A 16,260-nucleotide genomic window follows, 5' to 3' on the forward strand; every position below is an offset into this window, starting at 1 on the left:
TGCGCTTCAGGTTGCGCCGAAGGACCGGCTGTTCCTGGGCATCGACACCATGCAGCGTGAACACATGCTTGGAAATGTCGATCGCAATCCGTTTATACTCCATCTGGGCGGCTCCCGATGTTGGTGTCTGACAACCCAACTATGGCACAGCGATGCCGGGGGGCCGTCCACCCTAACAACGGCATCTGTTCCTTCAGCGGATCAATATCGATGTGATAGAGGCGGGCGCTGTCCGCGGGACGGTTCTTGGTCGGGATCCAGGGAACGTCGCTGTCCATGACCAGCACGACATCGGCATCTGCCAGCGCGGGATGCTGCGTGGGGTCGTTCCACTGGCTGCCCAGATACATCGGGTGATCATGGGGCAGGTTCACATAACTGGGCACGGATTCCAGGACGCCGCTGCCCAGACGCGTGCACAGACTTTCCAGCAGCCGCACCGCCGCCGGATTGCGACCCAGATAAGAGGTCACGATCAACGGACGCCGGGCCTCGGCCAGCGCCCCGGCCAGGAAGCGGGCATTGGCCCCGCTCAGCGGGGCCGGGGCCACGGGTGCCCAGCGCTCCATATCGACGGTGCAAGGCTTGCACTCAGCCTCCAGCACCTCCCGCCCGGCCATCAGGTAAACCGGCCCCTTGGGGTCGCTTCGTGCAAACTGCATGGCGCGATGGACCAGTTGTTTGACGTTGGCGCCCGTGCGGATTTCGTTGTCATAGCGCATATAGCCGCGAACCAGGCCACGCTGGTCATGCACATCCTGAATCCACTGGATGAATTCCATTCCGGCTTCCCACCATCTCCCCCTGCTGGGTGAAGGGGGAGGAGCCGGCAAAGATCAGCACGGGAACACGCGCCTTGGTGGCATTATGGACAGCCCCGGCCAGGGCCTGGCTTCACGCGGCACGGGCCGCGCGGCGGCAGTCGCCGCCGTACCACCGGTCATGATTGATGACCGGTGGTATGAGAGGCATTACCAGCCGCTGCCCCACAGATAGGGCATATCCAGGCGTATCACGTTGATTTCCTGGATATTTCCATCAGAAATCTTGAAGACTTCCTGGATCAGCGTGTCATGTGGACGCAGGAACAGCGGAATGGCCTGCGGCGGCGGATGCTGACCCGGCAATGCCGTGACGGTGCTGGGCGGCAGGGGCTTCGGCTTGGCTACCTCGATCACCATGGCCCCGACCACGATGCCGCGTTCGACATCGACGACGGGGAACCGGCGCTCCTTGATCTTGTCCATATAGACGTAATCGTCCATCTGGTTGCAGGGCCATGTATTGCCCAGCGGATTGATGGAGGTCTGGTTGCCATTCTCAAACCGCCGGCAACCGGGGGCCGACTGGACGGCGGAACCGTCATGGCGTTGCAGCCCCTCGAAATAGCCATCGGCGATGGCGATCAGTTGCTCACGCGTCGACCGGCTTTTTTCCGGCAGGATTTGATCGAAATAGGGGTTGGGTGCCGCAAGGCCCGGCACGCCGCCGGCGCTTCTTTCGCCGATGATCTGTTCGATCTCCACGATCTGCCGCTTCTCGATTTTCAGGCGCAGCCAGTAGGGGCCCCGCGCGCAGGCCTCCGTGGCGACGCCCAGCAAAGCGACCTCACCCGTGGATGGATCGGCGGAAATCTGGCGATAGGGCACGCCGTCGATCAGTTTCCAGAAATAGTCCGACTGCGCCTCGGAAACACGGCCATTGACCGTTTCGCGCACGGTCTTGGCAATCGGCAGGGTACTGCGGTCATGCTTGGGGATCGCGTCGACATAATGGGTCATGATGTCCAGCAGACATTGCCGGTCACATGACGGCGCGGCGGCGGCGTTCACAACCGTGGGCGCGCCGGCCCCAAGGGCCAGCGCAAGACCCAGCGTGGCCTGACCATCGCCCGTCGCATCCGCTCCGGCATCTGTCATGTCAACGGCCCCACCGTCCATGACGAGGCCCAGATGCCCTTCGGCGGCACCGGCGCATCTGGCTATGGCCGCTTCGGTGGACGTCAGGGCATCGAGAGCTTTACCGAAACCCGCTGGATCACCCTGGAGACCCAGCCCGGCCATTTCCCGATTTGACGCAGGGCGGAAGGCATTCGGCGACGCTGGCCAAAACCACGAGCTACGGTCCCGCGTCGCCGATCCACACCTTGACCAAGGAGGACGGGGTGGCGCCCGGTGCTATGACAGCCGGCAAGATGTTGGTGGGCGCGCTGGAAACTGAACTGCGGCGGGATTGTCGGCGGCTCCAACTCCTAAGAGGATGGGACGGCGATAATCAAGACAACGGACAAGTTTTCATCTGAGGTCCGGGAGCGGGCTGTTCGGGTGGTTCTGGACCACGAGAAGGATCATCCGTCGCGGCACGCGCCGTTGATCCGGCCCGGGCTGCTTGATGATCGACAGCAAACAGCCCCAGTTCCCGGTGGCCAGGGTGTCTGGACGGCTGCGGATGGCCTGACCCGGCAGTGAGGCTTTTGCCGCGCCTCAGCCAGGGGCCGTAGCCCTCCTGCGGGTCCGCCGCCACCAAAGCAGCATTCCATAGACCAGCACATAGGTCAGGCCCAACCCCGTGACCAAGGCCAGGACCCGACCGACCGTACCCCCGGCCTCGCCCGTGTGCAGGGGGTAGAAGGAGGCAACGAAGGACTTGGCAATCGGCGCCTGTGTCACCGGCCAGGCGCCCCGGATGCTGGCATCGTTGGCGTTGACGATCACCAGGCTGCCGCCATAGCCGCCGCGATAAAGCTCGCCCGGCGCCCGGACCCAAAGGTAATAGCTGGCATCGGCCCCGGACGGCATGGTGGTGCCCACGAAGCGACTGCCGGTAATGGCGGCCACGCCGGCTTGCACCGCAGCCTCCAACCCCACCCCCGGTCCCTGTGGCGGGTTGGCGGGCAGTTGCACATCCTCCGCCCCCACCAGATCGCCGATCTCATGCTCAAACAGGATCAGGCTGCCGGTGCCGGCCAGCAGCAATGCCGGGATCACCATCCACAGCCCCACGGCCCTGTGCAGGGAATAGGAGCGCGCAACCGGGTGCCTGGTCTTCAAGGGCGTCAGCGCCCGGCGCCAGCCCCCGCCGCGCGGCCAGGCCACGACCAGCCCGAAGATCAGGTTGGTGACCAGCATCAACCCTGTCACCGCCATGATCCAATGCCCGACCCGTCCGGCCAGCAGGTCGATATGGATGCCGCGCATCAGTTCGAAGAAGGTGTATTCCTCTGCTGGCCGGTCGCGCAGCACCTCGCCACCACCATCAATCCTGGCCTTGCGCGCCACGCCGTCGGCGTCCGTGTAGTTGACGACATAGCGGTCGGGCAGGCCCGCCGTCGTCCATATCCACACCACCCCCGGCCCCAGCGCATCCAGCCGCCGTTCCACCGCCGCCATGTCGGTGGGCCGGCTGTCGGTGCTGATCAAGGCGTCGTCCAGTTCGAAATGGAAGCTGAGCAGAGTGCCTGTCACAGCCTGGACCAGCCAGAACAGGGCCGCCCCCAGGCCCAGCCAGCGATGCAGCCGCACGAACCAGCCGCGCGGCGTCACCTTCTGCCGGTCTGTATATGGATTGGACATTGTCGTAACCCCGCTTATCCCCGCCTTGATCAGATGTGCCCATTCAAGTCTGGCCAGCGAAACCTCCAGTTCCCGGCAACCATACGGGTCCAGATGGTCAGACTGTCGCCCTGCCCAGAATGGCGATGGCGGTCTGCGCCTCCGCTTCGTTCAGGGATGCGAAGCCGACGCGCAGGCCGCGGGGCGCGTCCGGCCGGGCCATGAAGGACCGTGACCCGGCAAAGCGCAGCCCGGCTGCCCTGGCCCGCTCCTCAATCCCGTCCAAGTCCCCGGCAAAACGCAGCCAGAAGGCCAGGCCGCCATCGGGAATGCGGAAATCCACCCTGTCGCCCAGCACCCGGCGCAGTTCGGCGGCAAAGCTTTCGCGGCGTCCGGCATAGACCTGCCGCGCCTTGCGGGCGTGGCGGCGCAGTTCCCCATTCTCGATCAGGATGGCGGCGGTGGTCTCCGTCACGCCATTGCCCATCCCGTCGCTCAACGACACCATATGGGCCAGCGCATCCACCACGGGCGCGGGGGCCGCCACATAGCCGATGCGCAGGGTCGGCAGCAGCAGCTTGGACAGCGATCCGACATGGATCACCTGCGCGGGCGCGTAGGCCGCGATGGGCAGCAGGGGCTGTGACTGGAAATGGAATTCATGGTCGTAATCATCCTCGATCAGCGCGAACCCATGCTGGCGCGCCAGTTCCACCAGCCGCAGCCGCCGGTCGGGCCGTAATGCCACCGTCGTGGGGAATTGATGGTGCGGGGTGACGAAGACGGCCTTCACCTTGTGCTGGCGGCAGGCGGCTTCCACCGCGTCCAGATCCATCCCATCCTCGTCCAGGCCCACAGGAATGATACGGGCCCCCAGCGCCTGGAACGCGGCCAGGGCCGGCTCATAGGTCAGTTCCTCCATGATCACCGCGTCGCCGGGGCGCAGCAGGGTCATGGCGGCCAGGAAGATGCCGTTCTGGCTGCCGCGCGTGATGCAGATATTTTCCATCCCCACCGGCATGCCGCGCTGGGTCTTCAGCATGCCGGCAATGGCGTCCCGCAGTTCCGGCACGCCGCGCGGATCGCGATATTGCAGCCCATTGGCGCGCGATGCGCGATGCGTGGCGGCGCGATAGGCCCGCGCCAGTAGTTCCGGCGGGAACAGCCGCCCGTCGGGTGCGCCCTCATCCAGCTTCAACCCGGTCCCGCCGGGCAGGGCCAGCGGGCGGTCCGGTGGGGCGGTGAAACCATAGCCGGGTGTCGCAATGCCATGGGGACGGGCGGCGACCTTGCGCCTGGCCCCGCCGCTTTCAGGTAATGTCACCGACACCAGCGTCCCGCGTGTGGCTGTGCTGTCCAGCCAGCCCTGGGCGATCAGGTCCTCATAGGCCAGCACCACCGTCTTGCGGTTGACGCCCAGCATTTCCGCCAGCGCGCGGCTGGACGGCAGATAGGTACCCGACGCCAGCCGCCCGTTCTCGATATCGTGAATCACGGCCTGGATGATCTGCATGTAAAGGGGGGCCGGGCGGGTGGCGTCGATCCGCTCGCTCAGGCTGACCTGCCAGGTGCGCGCCATTGGACCCCTCGATTTTGTCATCTTGGTGGTTTCCTATGGTCCAATCCCGCCCGATCATCAAGCCCTTGCAACGGGTAATCCGTAGATCGCAGACGGGTAAACAGGGCATGTCCACCATTTTCGAGACTTACAGTGCGGCTGATATCCGCCATCTCATCGACCAGCATCCGCTGGCCTGGGTCATGACCCCGGACGGGGAGGAAGCGAGCCTGCTGCCCCTGGTGGGCATCTATGACGAGGAGGGCGGTTTGACCGAACTGATCGGCCATTTCGCGCGGTCCAATCCGCTGAACGCCGCCCTGGCGCGCGATCCGCGCGCGGTGATCCTGTTCCAGGGTCCGCAATCCTATGTCTCCCCCTCGCATGCCGGACGGCGCGACTGGGGCCCGACCTGGAACTATGCGCAGCTTCGCGTCTGGGCCGAGGTGACGGTGGAGGAGGGACTGACCGGCCCGTCCCTGGACCTGCTGGCTGGTCAGGTTGAGCGCGACATGCCGCTGCCCTGGACCCCGTCGGAACTGGGCCCGCGTTACGACCAGTTGATCCGGCATATTGTCGGCTTCCGCGCCCGCGTCACACGGACCAGGGGCAAGTTCAAGCTGGGTCAGGATGAACGGCCGGACACGCTGCGCACTATCCTGGCCAGCATTCCCGATACCGATCTTGCCGACTGGATGCGCCGCTTCAATCCCGGAAGGTGGGAGGAGGGGAGTGATGTCTGACCTTGTGCTGATGATCGGTTGCGGCCGCATGGGCGGGGCCATCGCCAAGGCTTTGGTGGCCAGCCATCGGGTTCTGGCCTTCGATCCGCATGCCGCCGAATTGCCGGTGGGTGTGGAGCGGCTGTCCTCCCTGGCCGACGCGGTCGGCTGCGGCACCATCATCCTGGCCGTGAAGCCGCAGACCTTCGCCACCATTGCACCGGAACTGGCGGCACTGGGCGGGCCGGAAACCCTTTTCCTGTCGATCATGGCCGGCATCCCGCTGACCCGGCTGGCTGACGCCGCCGGGGCGAATGCCGCCATCGTGCGCGCCATGCCCAACACGCCGGCCGCCATCGGCCACGGCATCAGTGCGGCGGTGCCCTCCCCCGCCGTCACCCCTGCCCAACGCGCCGCCGTGGACCGCATCCTGCGCCCAACGGGGGCGTTGCTCTGGCTGGAAAGCGAGGGCGACCTGGACGCCGTCACCGCCCTGTCCGGCAGCGGCCCCGCTTATTTCTTCCGCTTCACCGAAGCGCTGATCCGGGCCGGCATGCAAGAAGGGCTGGATGGCGCGACGGCGACGCGGCTGGCCCGTCAGACCTTTATCGGGGCCGCCCGTCTGGCGGAGGCGGAAAGCGCTGGACTGGACGAATTGCGCCGTCAGGTGACCAGCCCCGGCGGCACCACCGCCGCCGGCCTGGGCGCCATGGAGGGGACCATCGATGCCCTGGCGGGGCAGGTGGTGCGGGCGGCGGCGGCCCGGTCGCGTGCGTTGGCGGGTTAGGCGTAAGCCAAGCCGCCGGGTGGCGGCGCCCGGTGCCTGAGGGACAAAAGGGAAAGATGCGATGTTCGATCTGTTGAAAGGTGTGCGCGTCGTCGATCTGTCCACCGTGGTGCTGGGCCCCTATGCCACGCAACTGGTGGCCGACATGGGGGCGGACGTCATCAAGGTGGAGACAATGGCCGGCGACGTGTTCCGCGCTGCCCGGCCCGGCCGGCCAGGGGGTGACGGGGCGGGTTTCCTGAACCTGAACCGCAACAAGCGCTCCATCGCCCTGGACCTGACCCAAGCCGGAGACAAGCGCATTCTGGACCGGCTGGTCGCATCCGCCGACGTCTTCGTTCACAACATGCGCGAGAATGCCGCCCGCAAGCTGGGCCTGGATTATGGGGCCATCAAGGTCACCAAACCCGACATCGTCTATTGCGCGGCGCGCGGGTTCGGGCGCGGGCTGTATGGGGATGAACCGGCCTATGATGACTGCATCCAGGCCGCGTCCGGCCTGGCCTGGCTGAATGAAGACGCCAATGGCGAACCGCGCTTCGTGCGCACCGTGATGTGCGACAAGGTGGCGGGGCTGCATCTGGCCTTCGCCATCGCCGCCGGTCTGGCGTCGCGCGGTCGTACGGGCGAGGGTTGCCATGTCGAAACCCCGATGTATGAGGCGATGGCGTCGTTCCTGCTGATCGAGCAACTGTCGGGCCAGAGCTTCGTGCCACCGCTGCCCGACAGGGGTTATGGGCGGTTGAATTCGCCAAGCCGCCGCCCCTACCGCACGCGCGATGGCTACGTCACCATCATGCCCTACACGGCGGCGCAGTGGCAGCGCTTCCTGCGCCTCGTGGGGCAGGAGGAACTGGCCTCATCGCCTGACGTCACCGACGACCAGCAAAGGTCGCGCAATATCGACCGGCTTTACGGGCTGGTGGCGGACGCCGCGCCGGACCGCACCTCCGCCGAATGGCTGGAGACGCTGCGCGCCGCCGACATTCCGTGCGCGCCCGTCAACCGGCTGGAGGATCTTCCGGTCGAACCGCATCTGGCCGGCAGCGGCTATTTCCGCACCATGACCCATCCGGTGGAAGGCGGCCTGATGTATACGGCCCCGCCGTTTGCCAGCGACACCGCCCGGCAAACACCCGACCGCCCCGCCCCCGCCCTTGACGCCGACCGCGCGGCGATCCTGGCGGAGCTGGGTTTGTCGTAACTCAGGTCGAGGGGCGAAGCCCCGAACCCTGACATTCATCCGCACTGCCCTCCGTCAGGGCTCGCCTTCGGCTGGGCCTGACCTGCGGCGCACACCCCCCTTTTGAAGGAAGCCCTCAGATGGACAAGCCGTCCCGTTCCTTCCTGATGTGCAAACCCATGGAACTGGCGCGCAAGGATGCCGACAGCAGGGGCATGACCCGCACGCTGGGGCCATGGCAACTGATCTTCATCGGCATCGGCTGCATCGTCGGGGCCGGCGTCTATGTGATGACCGGGGCGGCGGCGGCCCATTATGCGGGGCCGGCGGTCATCCTGTCCTTCCTGATCGCCGCATTGGCCTGTGGCTTCATCTGCCTGTGCTATGCGGAGCTGGCGTCGGTGCTGCCCTTGTCGGGCGCCTCCTACGCCTATGCCTATACGGTGCTGGGGGAAGTGTTCGCCTGGGGATTGGGCTGGATGCTGATGCTGGAATTCGGGCTGGCGGGTGCGGCCCTGGCCGTCGGGTTCTCAGGCTATCTCACCAGTCTGCTGGGTGATTTCGGGATCGTGGTGCCGGCCGCTCTCTCCACCTCCTGGCTGCGGGCCCAGGGTGGGACCGGCGGGGTGACGCTGGTGGCCGATGGCGGCATCAATCTGGTCGCGGTGGCGGCGCTGGGCGTGGTGGCCTGGGTGCTGGTGCGCGGCATCCGGCAGTCGGCCGCCGTCAACACGGTGCTGGTGGTGATCAAGGTGGGCGTGCTGATCGGTTTCGTCCTGGTCGGCGCCGGCAAGGTGGACAGCGCCAACTGGCTGCCCTTCATTCCGGAGAATGAGGGTGGGTTCCGCTACGGCGTGCCCGGCATCTTCCGCGCCGCCTCCATCCTGTTCTTCGCCTATCTGGGGTTCGAGGCGGTGGCGACCGCCGCCGCGGAGGCCCGCAAACCCCAGCGCGACGTGCCGCTGGGCATCCTGGGCGCATTGGTGGCCAGTTCGGTGCTCTATGGCGCTGTGGCGCTGGTGATGACCGGGCTGGTGCCGTTTTCAGCGTTGGACGCGCCCGACCCGATCGCCGTGGCGGTGGGGGCCGTGGGCATGCCGGTGTTGGCCGTCATCATCAAGACCGGTGCCTTGACCGGCCTGGCGTCGGTCCTGCTGATCAACACCTATGCCCAGTCGCGCGTCTGCCACGCCATGTCCAGCGACGGGCTGCTGCCGCCGCGTTTCTCCGGCCTGCATCCGCGCTTCCGCACGCCGGGCTTCGCCACCATCGTCGTGGCAGCAATCTCCGCCGTGGCGGCGGCACTGCTGCCCATCACCTTGCTGGCCGACATGGTCAGCCTGGGCACGATCTGCGTCTTCTCCACCGTCGCCATCGCCGTCATGAAGCTGCGCACCACCCATCCGGACCTGCCGCGCCCGTTCAAGGTGCCGCTGGGCGGGGTGCGGGTGAAGGGCGTGTGGATCGGCACCGTGCCGGTGCTGGCGCTTGCGTCCTGTGTGATGATGGCGGGGCCGGTGCTGGATGACGTGATGACCCGCGCTGCCCATGGCGAATGGACACAGGCTCTGATCCTGCTGGTCTATATCGCCTGCGGCGTGGCGCTCTACCTTGGCTATGGCCATCGCAAGGCGCGCATTCGGGCGGGGGGTTAGGAACCGATCCTGCGGGCCACAAACGCCGCCCCGTCGGCAATGGCCCGCCGGGCCAGGGCGGAGATGGACATGGCCTCCAGGAAGCTGTGCAAGGCACCTGGATAAACGATGCATTCCACCTCCACCCCCGCCTGCTTCAGCCGGTCATGCATCGCCAGACTGTGTTCGGCCACCAGATCCAGTTCCGGCACAGCCAGGAAGCAAGGCGGGAAGCCTGTGATGTCAGCCAGCAGGGGGCAGGCCTGGGGGTCATCCTCATCCTCGGGCCCGCGCAGGTAATTGGCCCAGTATCCAAGCGCCTCCTCCCGGTGCAGGATCGATCCGGGTCCGCCGAACCGCGCCTCCGCCGCGTCCGATATGGTGGCGGAAAAGCCGCCATAGTTGGACAGGAGGGCCTTTACCAGCCCCGGTTCCCCCCGTTCGCGCAGGCGCAGGCAGGTGGCGAAGGACAGGTTGCCGCCGGCGCTGTCTCCGCCCATGGCCAGCCGGTCAGGATCAATGCCCCAGCGCCCGGCATTGTCCCGCAGCCACAGCATCAGCCCTTCGATCCGGTTGAGCGCGGTCGGATATTTCGCTTCCGGCGACAAGGGGTAATCAACGCCGACGACCACGAAACCCCCGCGCGCGGCATATTCACGCATCAGCCGGTCATGCGTGTCGATGCTGAACAGGGTGAAGCCGCCGCCATGGATATAGATCAGGGCCGGCAGCGGTGAGTGGTCATTGAGGGGGCGGTATACCCGGACCCGCAATTCACCGGCACCAGGATCGAAGCTGCGTTCCAGGGTCCGGGCCATGACCGGCCCGCCCAATGTCCAGCGCGCCCGCACCTTCTCCGCCGCCACCCGCTGTTCGGGAAAGGACATGGTCTCGAACGGTGGGAACTGCTTCCAGTCCTGGCGCATCTGTTCCACGAAGCGGGCGATATCCGGGTCGATCCTGTCCATGTCATGCCCCTTTCCGGTGTCGCGTTTCGCCAGGCGGAGGGTGGGTGGCAACAGGGGGCCGCGCAATCTGGTGGAAGGGTAAGCGGGGTGGTAATCGGGTAAGGTCGACAGGGTGTAAGGTCTTGTTTCAGCAGATACCCAGCACCTATCCTGCGGGCTTACCCGTCTTTACCCGGCATTACCCCGTTTATGACATTTCTCCCGAATGGCATTGCGCCAAGCTGATTTCCGGCAAGAGGCGAGCTGGCGCGGTCTATCCGTGATCGAACGTCCGTGCGATCCAAAAATCAATGTTGCTGGGCAAGTACAGCAGGGATGGTAAAGGGGATTATGATGGAAATGATGCTTAACGGACCCAAGTCTGCATTGTCGGCAAAGGCGCTGCGACTGGCGCTGCTGTCGACCCTGGCGCTACCTGGCGTGGCGATGGGGCAGCAGGAAGGCAGTGGCGACGCGTTGGATGAGATCGTCGTGATCGGCGAACGGGCCCTGGTCGGTACCAAGACCAATGCCGCCCTGATCGAGACGCCGCAGGCGATCAGCGTCATCACCGACCAGGAATTCCGCGACCGTACGGCCGTGGATTTGCAGGACATCTACCGCTACAGCGCCGGCGTGTCGGGGGCCACCAGCGTCGACAGCCGCGGCGACTTCGTCACGGCCCGCGGCTTCGATGCCGCCCAGTATCTGGACGGGCTGAAGCGCATGCCCGACTTCATCTACGGCGCCCGCCTGGAGACCTTCACGCTGGAACGTGCCGAAGTGATGCGCGGCCCGTCCTCGGTTCTGTACGGTGCCGGCGGCCCCGGCGGCATCCTGAACGGCGCCAGCAAGACCCCGAAATTCGAGACGGGGGGCGAGGTCGGAATCGTTTTCGGTACCGACAAGCGCAAGCAGATCCAGGGCGACGTAACCGGCGCCGTGTCGGAGACGGTGGCCGCCCGCCTGGTGGCGGTGGGGCGCGACGGGGAGTCCCAATGGGGCACGCCGGACGACCGCATCCTGATCAATCCGTCGCTGACCTGGGAGATCACGCCTGACACCAGCCTGACACTGATCGGCCTCTACCAGGATGACAGCCAGGGCTCCCTGGGCTATGTGCCGATATCCAAGTCGATACTGGCGCCCAACAAGACCAAGCGGGTGGCCTTCAACTTTTACCAGGGCGAGCCGGATTTCGGCGGCATGGACACCCAGTACACATCCGGGTCTGCCCTGTTCAGCCACAAGTTTACGTCGGATATCGTCTTCAACAGCCGTACCCGATATTCCTACATGGATACGGATTACAAGGAGGTCTATGCCGACCTTTCCGACGGCGGCTATTTCGCCTATGCGAACCCGTTCGCCGACGCGGCTGAAACCCTGCTGAAGCGTGAATATTACGTAAACCGGGAGAAGAGCAAGGTCCTGAATACCGACAACAACCTGTCGGTGACCTTCATGACCGGTGACATCAAGCACAATGTCCTGTTCGGTATCGACTACACTTGGTTCAAGCAGAGCAAGGATGAAGGCTTCTCCTGCGACGATTACCAGGGCCTGTATGGCTGCTTCAACGGCCCCAGCCCGCCGCCGATCAACATCTATAATCCGCAATATGGCGCCAGCTTCGGTTATAGCTACACCAACTTCCTGGATTATAAGAGCACGCAGCTCGGCCTCTATGTGCAGGATCAGATCAGTTGGGGCGACCGCGTCCATGTCCTGCTGGGCGCGCGGCGCGACCGGTCGACGTCGGAGCGTAACGGCGTGCGTGAGCTGAAGCAGAATGCCTGGTCCTATCGCGGGGGTATCATCGGCGAACTGGGTGCCGGGATCTCGCCCTATGTCAGCTATTCGGAAAGCTTCCTGCCCGTGCCGGGCGGCGATTATTTCGGCAATGCCTTCAGCCCCCGCACGGCCCGCCAGTATGAGGGTGGCGCCAAGTGGGAGCCGATGCGCGGTGCGCTGATCACCGCCGCCTATTTCGATATCGAGGAAAGCAACTACGTCTCCCAGGATCCGGCTAACATCCAGAACTTCATCCAGGGTGGTTCGGTTGGGTCCAAGGGTGTGGAGTTCGAGGCGACGATCCGCCTGCCCGGCGATTACGACATCGCCGCCTCCTACAGCTACGCCAATCCCAAGGTGCTGACCTCCAGCTCGACCTTGACGGCGGGCAACCGCCTTATCGACATTCCCAAGGAAATGGCCTCCTTCTGGGGTAACAAGACCTTCGAGGTCGGGGCCGATTGGGAGTTCCGGGCCGGTGCCGGCGTCCGCTATATCGGCAACAAGATCGACACCACCCAGACCTTCCTGACCCCGTCCGTGACCCTGGTGGATGCCATGGTCTCCGCCAACTATGGCGACTGGTCGGCGTCGGTCAATGCCAGCAATCTGTTCAACAAGAAGTATTATGCCACCTGCGGCCTGTCTTCCCCGCCGGAAGGCTACTGCGTGGCGGCCAAGGATCGGACGCTGCTGGCCTCGGTGACGCGCAAGTTCTGATGACAATGGAGGGAAGGGCGGCTTCGGCCGCCCTTTCGATTCTGGAGAAGAGGTGATTGATGTCGATGCTGTCAGGCCGCACCCGGCGTCGTTGCGTGGAAGGGCTGTTGCTGCTGCTGGGCACCACCGCCCTTGTGTCCTGCGGGGACAAGCCGGAAAAGGTTCCGGCTGCCGACCTGCTGTTCACCAATGCCCGCGTCTATACCGTGGAACCGGGCCAGCCCTGGGCAGAGGCCGTGGCCGTGGACGATGGCAAGATCGTCGCCGTGGGCACGTCTGCCGATCTGGCCCGTTATAAGGGTGACGGGACGCGGGTGGTCGATCTGAGCGGGCGGCTGCTGATGCCGTCCTTCGGCGATGCGCATGTGCATCCGGTGTTCGGTGGCCTGGCCTATTCGCGCTGTTCTCTGCATGAAGGCAAGACGCTGGAGGATTACCAGCGCATCATCGCCCGCTGTATCCAGGCGGCACCCGGAAGCGGCACCATCTATGGCGTGGGCTGGCAGGATGCGCTGTTCCCGCCCAATGGCATCCCCCGCAAGGAGGTGCTGGACGCCGTGTCCACCGACCGTCCGCTGATCTTCGAATCCGTGGGTGGCCACAGCTACTGGGTCAATTCCAAGGCCCTGTCGATGGCGGGTATCACCAAGGCCACGCCAAACCCGCTGAACGGCCAGATCGACAAGGACCCGAAGACAGGGGAGCCGGTGGGTGGCCTGCAAGAAGCCGCCACGGCGTTGGTCCAATCCCTCGTTCCCCCGCCGACCGCCGACGAGTTGCAGCACTCGATCATCTATACGGCCGCCATCCTTAACAGCCTGGGCATCACCAACTGGCACGATGCCGGGATCGGGGTGGGCGCGCAGGGTGCCAGCGCCGTGCTGGACGCCTACAAGGCCGTGAAGGACAAGGGCGAACTGACCAGCCATGTCGCCGTCGCCATGAAATGGGAGAACGACCAGGGCCTGGAGCAGATACCCAACCTTCTGGCGGCGGCGAAACGGGCCGAAAGCTACGGCTTCAAGGCCCGCGCCGTGAAATTTTATGCCGATGGCGTGATCCCGCAGAAGACGGCGGCGATGATCGAGCCCTATGTGGGTGATCCGCACAATCACGGTACCCTGCAGATCACCCCCGAGACGTTCGAAAAGGCCGTGACACAGCTTGGTGCCGCCGGCATACAGCCCTATGTCCACGCCATCGGTGATGCCGCCACACGGGCGGCACTGGATGTGTTTGAACGCGCCAAGGCTGCGAATGGCAGCCTCTATCGCCCGATGATCACCCATATGAATGTCGTGGACCCGGCCGACCAGCCGCGGTTCGGCCAGTTGGGCGTGATCGCGCAATTCCAGGCCACCTGGGCCAGCAACTATCCCTATATGGACCTGACCAAGCAGGTGATCGGCCCCGTCCGGTCACAATGGATCTACCCGGTCAAAAGCATCCTGAAGGGCGGCGGCATCATCGCCTATGGCGCTGACTGGCCCGTGGCCACCGCCAATCCGCTGGCGGGCCTGCAGGTGGCCATCACCCGCGTGAATTACGAGGAACCGGCGACCCCGCCACTGCTGCCGGGCGAGGTTCTGACCTTGGAGGAGGCGGTGAAGGCCCATACGATCGACGTCGCCTATGCCAACAGCATGGAAGACCTGACCGGCTCCATCAAGCCGGGCAAGAGCGCCGATCTGGTCGTCCTGGACCAGGACATCTTCAAGGTGGAACCGATGCGGATCGCGGCGACCAATGTGCTGCTGACCCTGTTCGAAGGGCGGCCCGTGCATGGCGCGCTGGACCAGTTCGGGGCCAAGCCCTGAAACCCAGCAGGTTTGCTGTGGACTTGACACCCCTGGTGAAAACCGGGGGTGTTCCTTTTGGGGGCGTCAGGCTTCGACCTGATTTTCCCTCACCCTCCCACCGCTTCGCGGCGGGCCCCCCCCTCTCCCGCCAAGCGGGCGAGGGGCGAAATGAGGCTCAACACCAAGTTCCGCCCCTCTCCCACAACGTGGGAGAGGGAGGGGCCCGTTGGCATCAGCCAACGGGAGGGTGAGGGAAAGACCGCCCCGCCCCCCCGAAAAGCCTCACGGCCACTGCATCACCGCGCGCAGCACCATGGTCACCGACCGGGCTGGTACGGTGACATGGGTTTCGCCATCCAGCACCTTGTAACTGCTGCGCAGCCCATAGGCCGACAGCGGCTCCAGCCGCTTGGCCAGGGCCGCACTGTCGGTGACGGTCACCTCCGTCTCCTCCCGCTCGCCGGCCAGCATCAGCAGGCGTGTGCCGCGGCCCAGGGCCGGTTCCTTCTCCAGCTTCGCCCTGAAGGCCGGTTCCTCGGCAAGGATGGCCTGGTTATCCCACCAGATCGACGGGCTGGCCGCGATGATGGTGTGAAAGGCGCCGGGACGGGAATAAAGCACATGCAGCGCGAACAGCCCGCCCAGCGAATGACCATAGAGCGACTGGCGCAAGGGATGGGTGGCGTAGCGCTTAGCGATCTCCGGCCGTAGCTGGTCGATCAGGAAGGCCGCGAACTGGTCACGCCCGCCGGCCGGGAAATCCTTGTACAGCGCCTTCAGGGCCGGGGTGGCGATGGGGGCGGTGAAATCGCCCATGCGGCGCGGGTCATAGGGCGTGTCGCCGGGATAGCCGATGCCCACCACGATCATCTTGTCCTGACCGTCCTTATAGACGCTCTGGATGCGCCGCGCCTCCGCGAAGCCGGCGAACATGGCATTGCCGTCCAGCACATACAGCACCGGATAGCCATCCTTGGGCGCTTCGCCCTGGGGCCGGGAGACAAAGATACGGTAGGTCTGGCCGTGGGCTGCCTGGATGTCCCAGGTCTCCGTATCGGGCATGGCGACCGGCACCACCGGCACCGGGTCCGCCGCCAGGGCGGGCAGGGGGGACAAGGCCAGCAGGCACGCCCCCAGCAGCAGCGGCTTCAGGATCGAACGCGTTGCCATGTATCTTCCCCTCCTCACGGATATCTCATTCCACCAACCATCCCGACGTTGTCGCCTTCCCGGCGAAGGCCCATAAGCGCTAACGTAGGTAATTGAGCAGGCCAATTTCGCTCTCACTACCGTCACCCCGGCGAAGGCCGGGGCCCAAGTCGTAGAGCGAAGCGCCTGTCATCTGGGCTCCGGCCTTCGCCGGGGTGACGGTAGAAGAGGCTTCTACGTCAATGCAAATGACCTAAGTTATACTAACGGTCAAAATTCTTGACCGTTAGTATCGGAGGCGACTGCCGCCGCGCCGCACGTGCGGCGTTAGCCAAGGCTGCGGATGCAGCCGCCCGGCGCTTGAGGGGCAGGAAAGATTGACCGAAGGTCAAGATTTCATGCCGATGGTATTAGAG

General features: G+C 65.1%; 12 protein-coding genes and 2 pseudogenes. 7 read left to right on the top strand and 7 right to left on the bottom strand.

Annotation, left to right across the window (positions count from 1 at the left end):
• The 3 genes and pseudogenes from KBA48_RS27400 to KBA48_RS27410 all read right to left on the bottom strand — a co-directional run.
• Positions 1-103, bottom strand: a pseudogene (locus tag KBA48_RS27400) (IS110 family transposase); the annotation flags it as partial.
• A complete protein-coding gene (locus KBA48_RS27405) occupies positions 93-782 on the bottom strand; it encodes a thiamine pyrophosphate-binding protein (RefSeq protein WP_292911872.1) in 690 nt (229 codons plus the stop codon). The pseudogene KBA48_RS27400 and the gene KBA48_RS27405, both read right to left, overlap by 11 nt.
• Before the next feature lie 189 nt (positions 783-971).
• Complete coding sequence (locus KBA48_RS27410) at positions 972-1,919, bottom strand: hypothetical protein (protein WP_292911873.1); 948 nt, start codon at positions 1,917-1,919, stop codon at positions 972-974.
• Here KBA48_RS27410 and KBA48_RS27415 point away from each other — a divergent pair.
• Positions 1,875-2,075: pseudogene (locus tag KBA48_RS27415) on the top strand (aldehyde dehydrogenase family protein); the annotation flags it as partial. The gene KBA48_RS27410 and the pseudogene KBA48_RS27415 overlap by 45 nt on opposite strands.
• Positions 2,076-2,483: 408 nt before the next feature.
• On the opposite strand, the gene KBA48_RS27420 reads toward KBA48_RS27415, so the two are convergent.
• Both KBA48_RS27420 and KBA48_RS27425 read right to left on the bottom strand, forming a co-directional pair.
• Positions 2,484-3,572 carry a PepSY domain-containing protein gene (locus KBA48_RS27420; protein WP_292911874.1) on the bottom strand — a complete coding sequence of 363 codons (1,089 nt, stop codon included), beginning with the start codon at positions 3,570-3,572 and terminating at the stop codon, positions 2,484-2,486.
• A 97-nt stretch (positions 3,573-3,669) separates the two neighbouring features.
• The gene (locus KBA48_RS27425) at positions 3,670-5,130 is read right to left on the bottom strand and encodes a PLP-dependent aminotransferase family protein (RefSeq protein ID WP_292911875.1); all 1,461 of its coding nucleotides are present in this window, start codon (positions 5,128-5,130) and stop codon (positions 3,670-3,672) included.
• A gap of 107 nt (positions 5,131-5,237) precedes the next feature.
• On the opposite strand from KBA48_RS27425, the gene KBA48_RS27430 reads away from it, so the two are divergent.
• The 4 genes from KBA48_RS27430 to KBA48_RS27445 all read left to right on the top strand — a co-directional run bounded on the left by KBA48_RS27430 (position 5,238) and on the right by KBA48_RS27445 (position 9,456).
• Entirely contained in the window at positions 5,238-5,852 is a 615-nt protein-coding gene (locus KBA48_RS27430) for an FMN-binding negative transcriptional regulator (protein ID WP_292911876.1), read from the top strand.
• Positions 5,845-6,618 carry a pyrroline-5-carboxylate reductase gene (proC, locus tag KBA48_RS27435; RefSeq protein WP_292911877.1) on the top strand — a complete coding sequence of 258 codons (774 nt, stop codon included), beginning with the start codon at positions 5,845-5,847 and terminating at the stop codon, positions 6,616-6,618. The genes KBA48_RS27430 and proC overlap by 8 nt, the downstream gene beginning before the upstream one ends.
• Before the next feature lie 61 nt (positions 6,619-6,679).
• The gene (locus KBA48_RS27440; protein ID WP_292911878.1) at positions 6,680-7,822 is read left to right on the top strand and encodes a CaiB/BaiF CoA-transferase family protein; all 1,143 of its coding nucleotides are present in this window, start codon (positions 6,680-6,682) and stop codon (positions 7,820-7,822) included.
• A 119-nt stretch (positions 7,823-7,941) separates the two neighbouring features.
• Positions 7,942-9,456, top strand: coding sequence for an APC family permease (locus KBA48_RS27445; protein WP_292911879.1), 1,515 nt, complete (start codon positions 7,942-7,944; stop codon positions 9,454-9,456).
• Here KBA48_RS27445 and KBA48_RS27450 read toward each other — a convergent pair.
• Positions 9,453-10,403: an alpha/beta hydrolase fold domain-containing protein gene (locus tag KBA48_RS27450; protein ID WP_292911880.1), complete on the bottom strand. Its 951-nt coding sequence runs from the start codon at positions 10,401-10,403 to the stop codon at positions 9,453-9,455. The genes KBA48_RS27445 and KBA48_RS27450 overlap by 4 nt on opposite strands.
• Before the next feature lie 339 nt (positions 10,404-10,742).
• Between KBA48_RS27450 and KBA48_RS27455 the strand changes: the two genes are divergently transcribed.
• Both KBA48_RS27455 and KBA48_RS27460 read left to right on the top strand, forming a co-directional pair.
• The gene (locus tag KBA48_RS27455; RefSeq protein ID WP_292911881.1) at positions 10,743-12,896 is read left to right on the top strand and encodes a TonB-dependent siderophore receptor; all 2,154 of its coding nucleotides are present in this window, start codon (positions 10,743-10,745) and stop codon (positions 12,894-12,896) included.
• Between the two features lie 59 nt (positions 12,897-12,955).
• The gene (locus KBA48_RS27460; protein WP_292911882.1) at positions 12,956-14,713 is read left to right on the top strand and encodes an amidohydrolase; all 1,758 of its coding nucleotides are present in this window, start codon (positions 12,956-12,958) and stop codon (positions 14,711-14,713) included.
• A 264-nt stretch (positions 14,714-14,977) separates the two neighbouring features.
• On the opposite strand, the gene KBA48_RS27465 is transcribed toward KBA48_RS27460, so the two are convergent.
• Positions 14,978-15,865 carry an alpha/beta hydrolase-fold protein gene (locus KBA48_RS27465; protein ID WP_292911883.1) on the bottom strand — a complete coding sequence of 296 codons (888 nt, stop codon included), beginning with the start codon at positions 15,863-15,865 and terminating at the stop codon, positions 14,978-14,980.
• Positions 15,866-16,260 lie beyond the last annotated feature (395 nt).

The sequence above is a fragment of the Niveispirillum sp. genome (genome assembly GCF_017996735.1).
In the GTDB taxonomy this organism is placed as follows: Bacteria; Pseudomonadota; Alphaproteobacteria; order Azospirillales; family Azospirillaceae; genus Niveispirillum.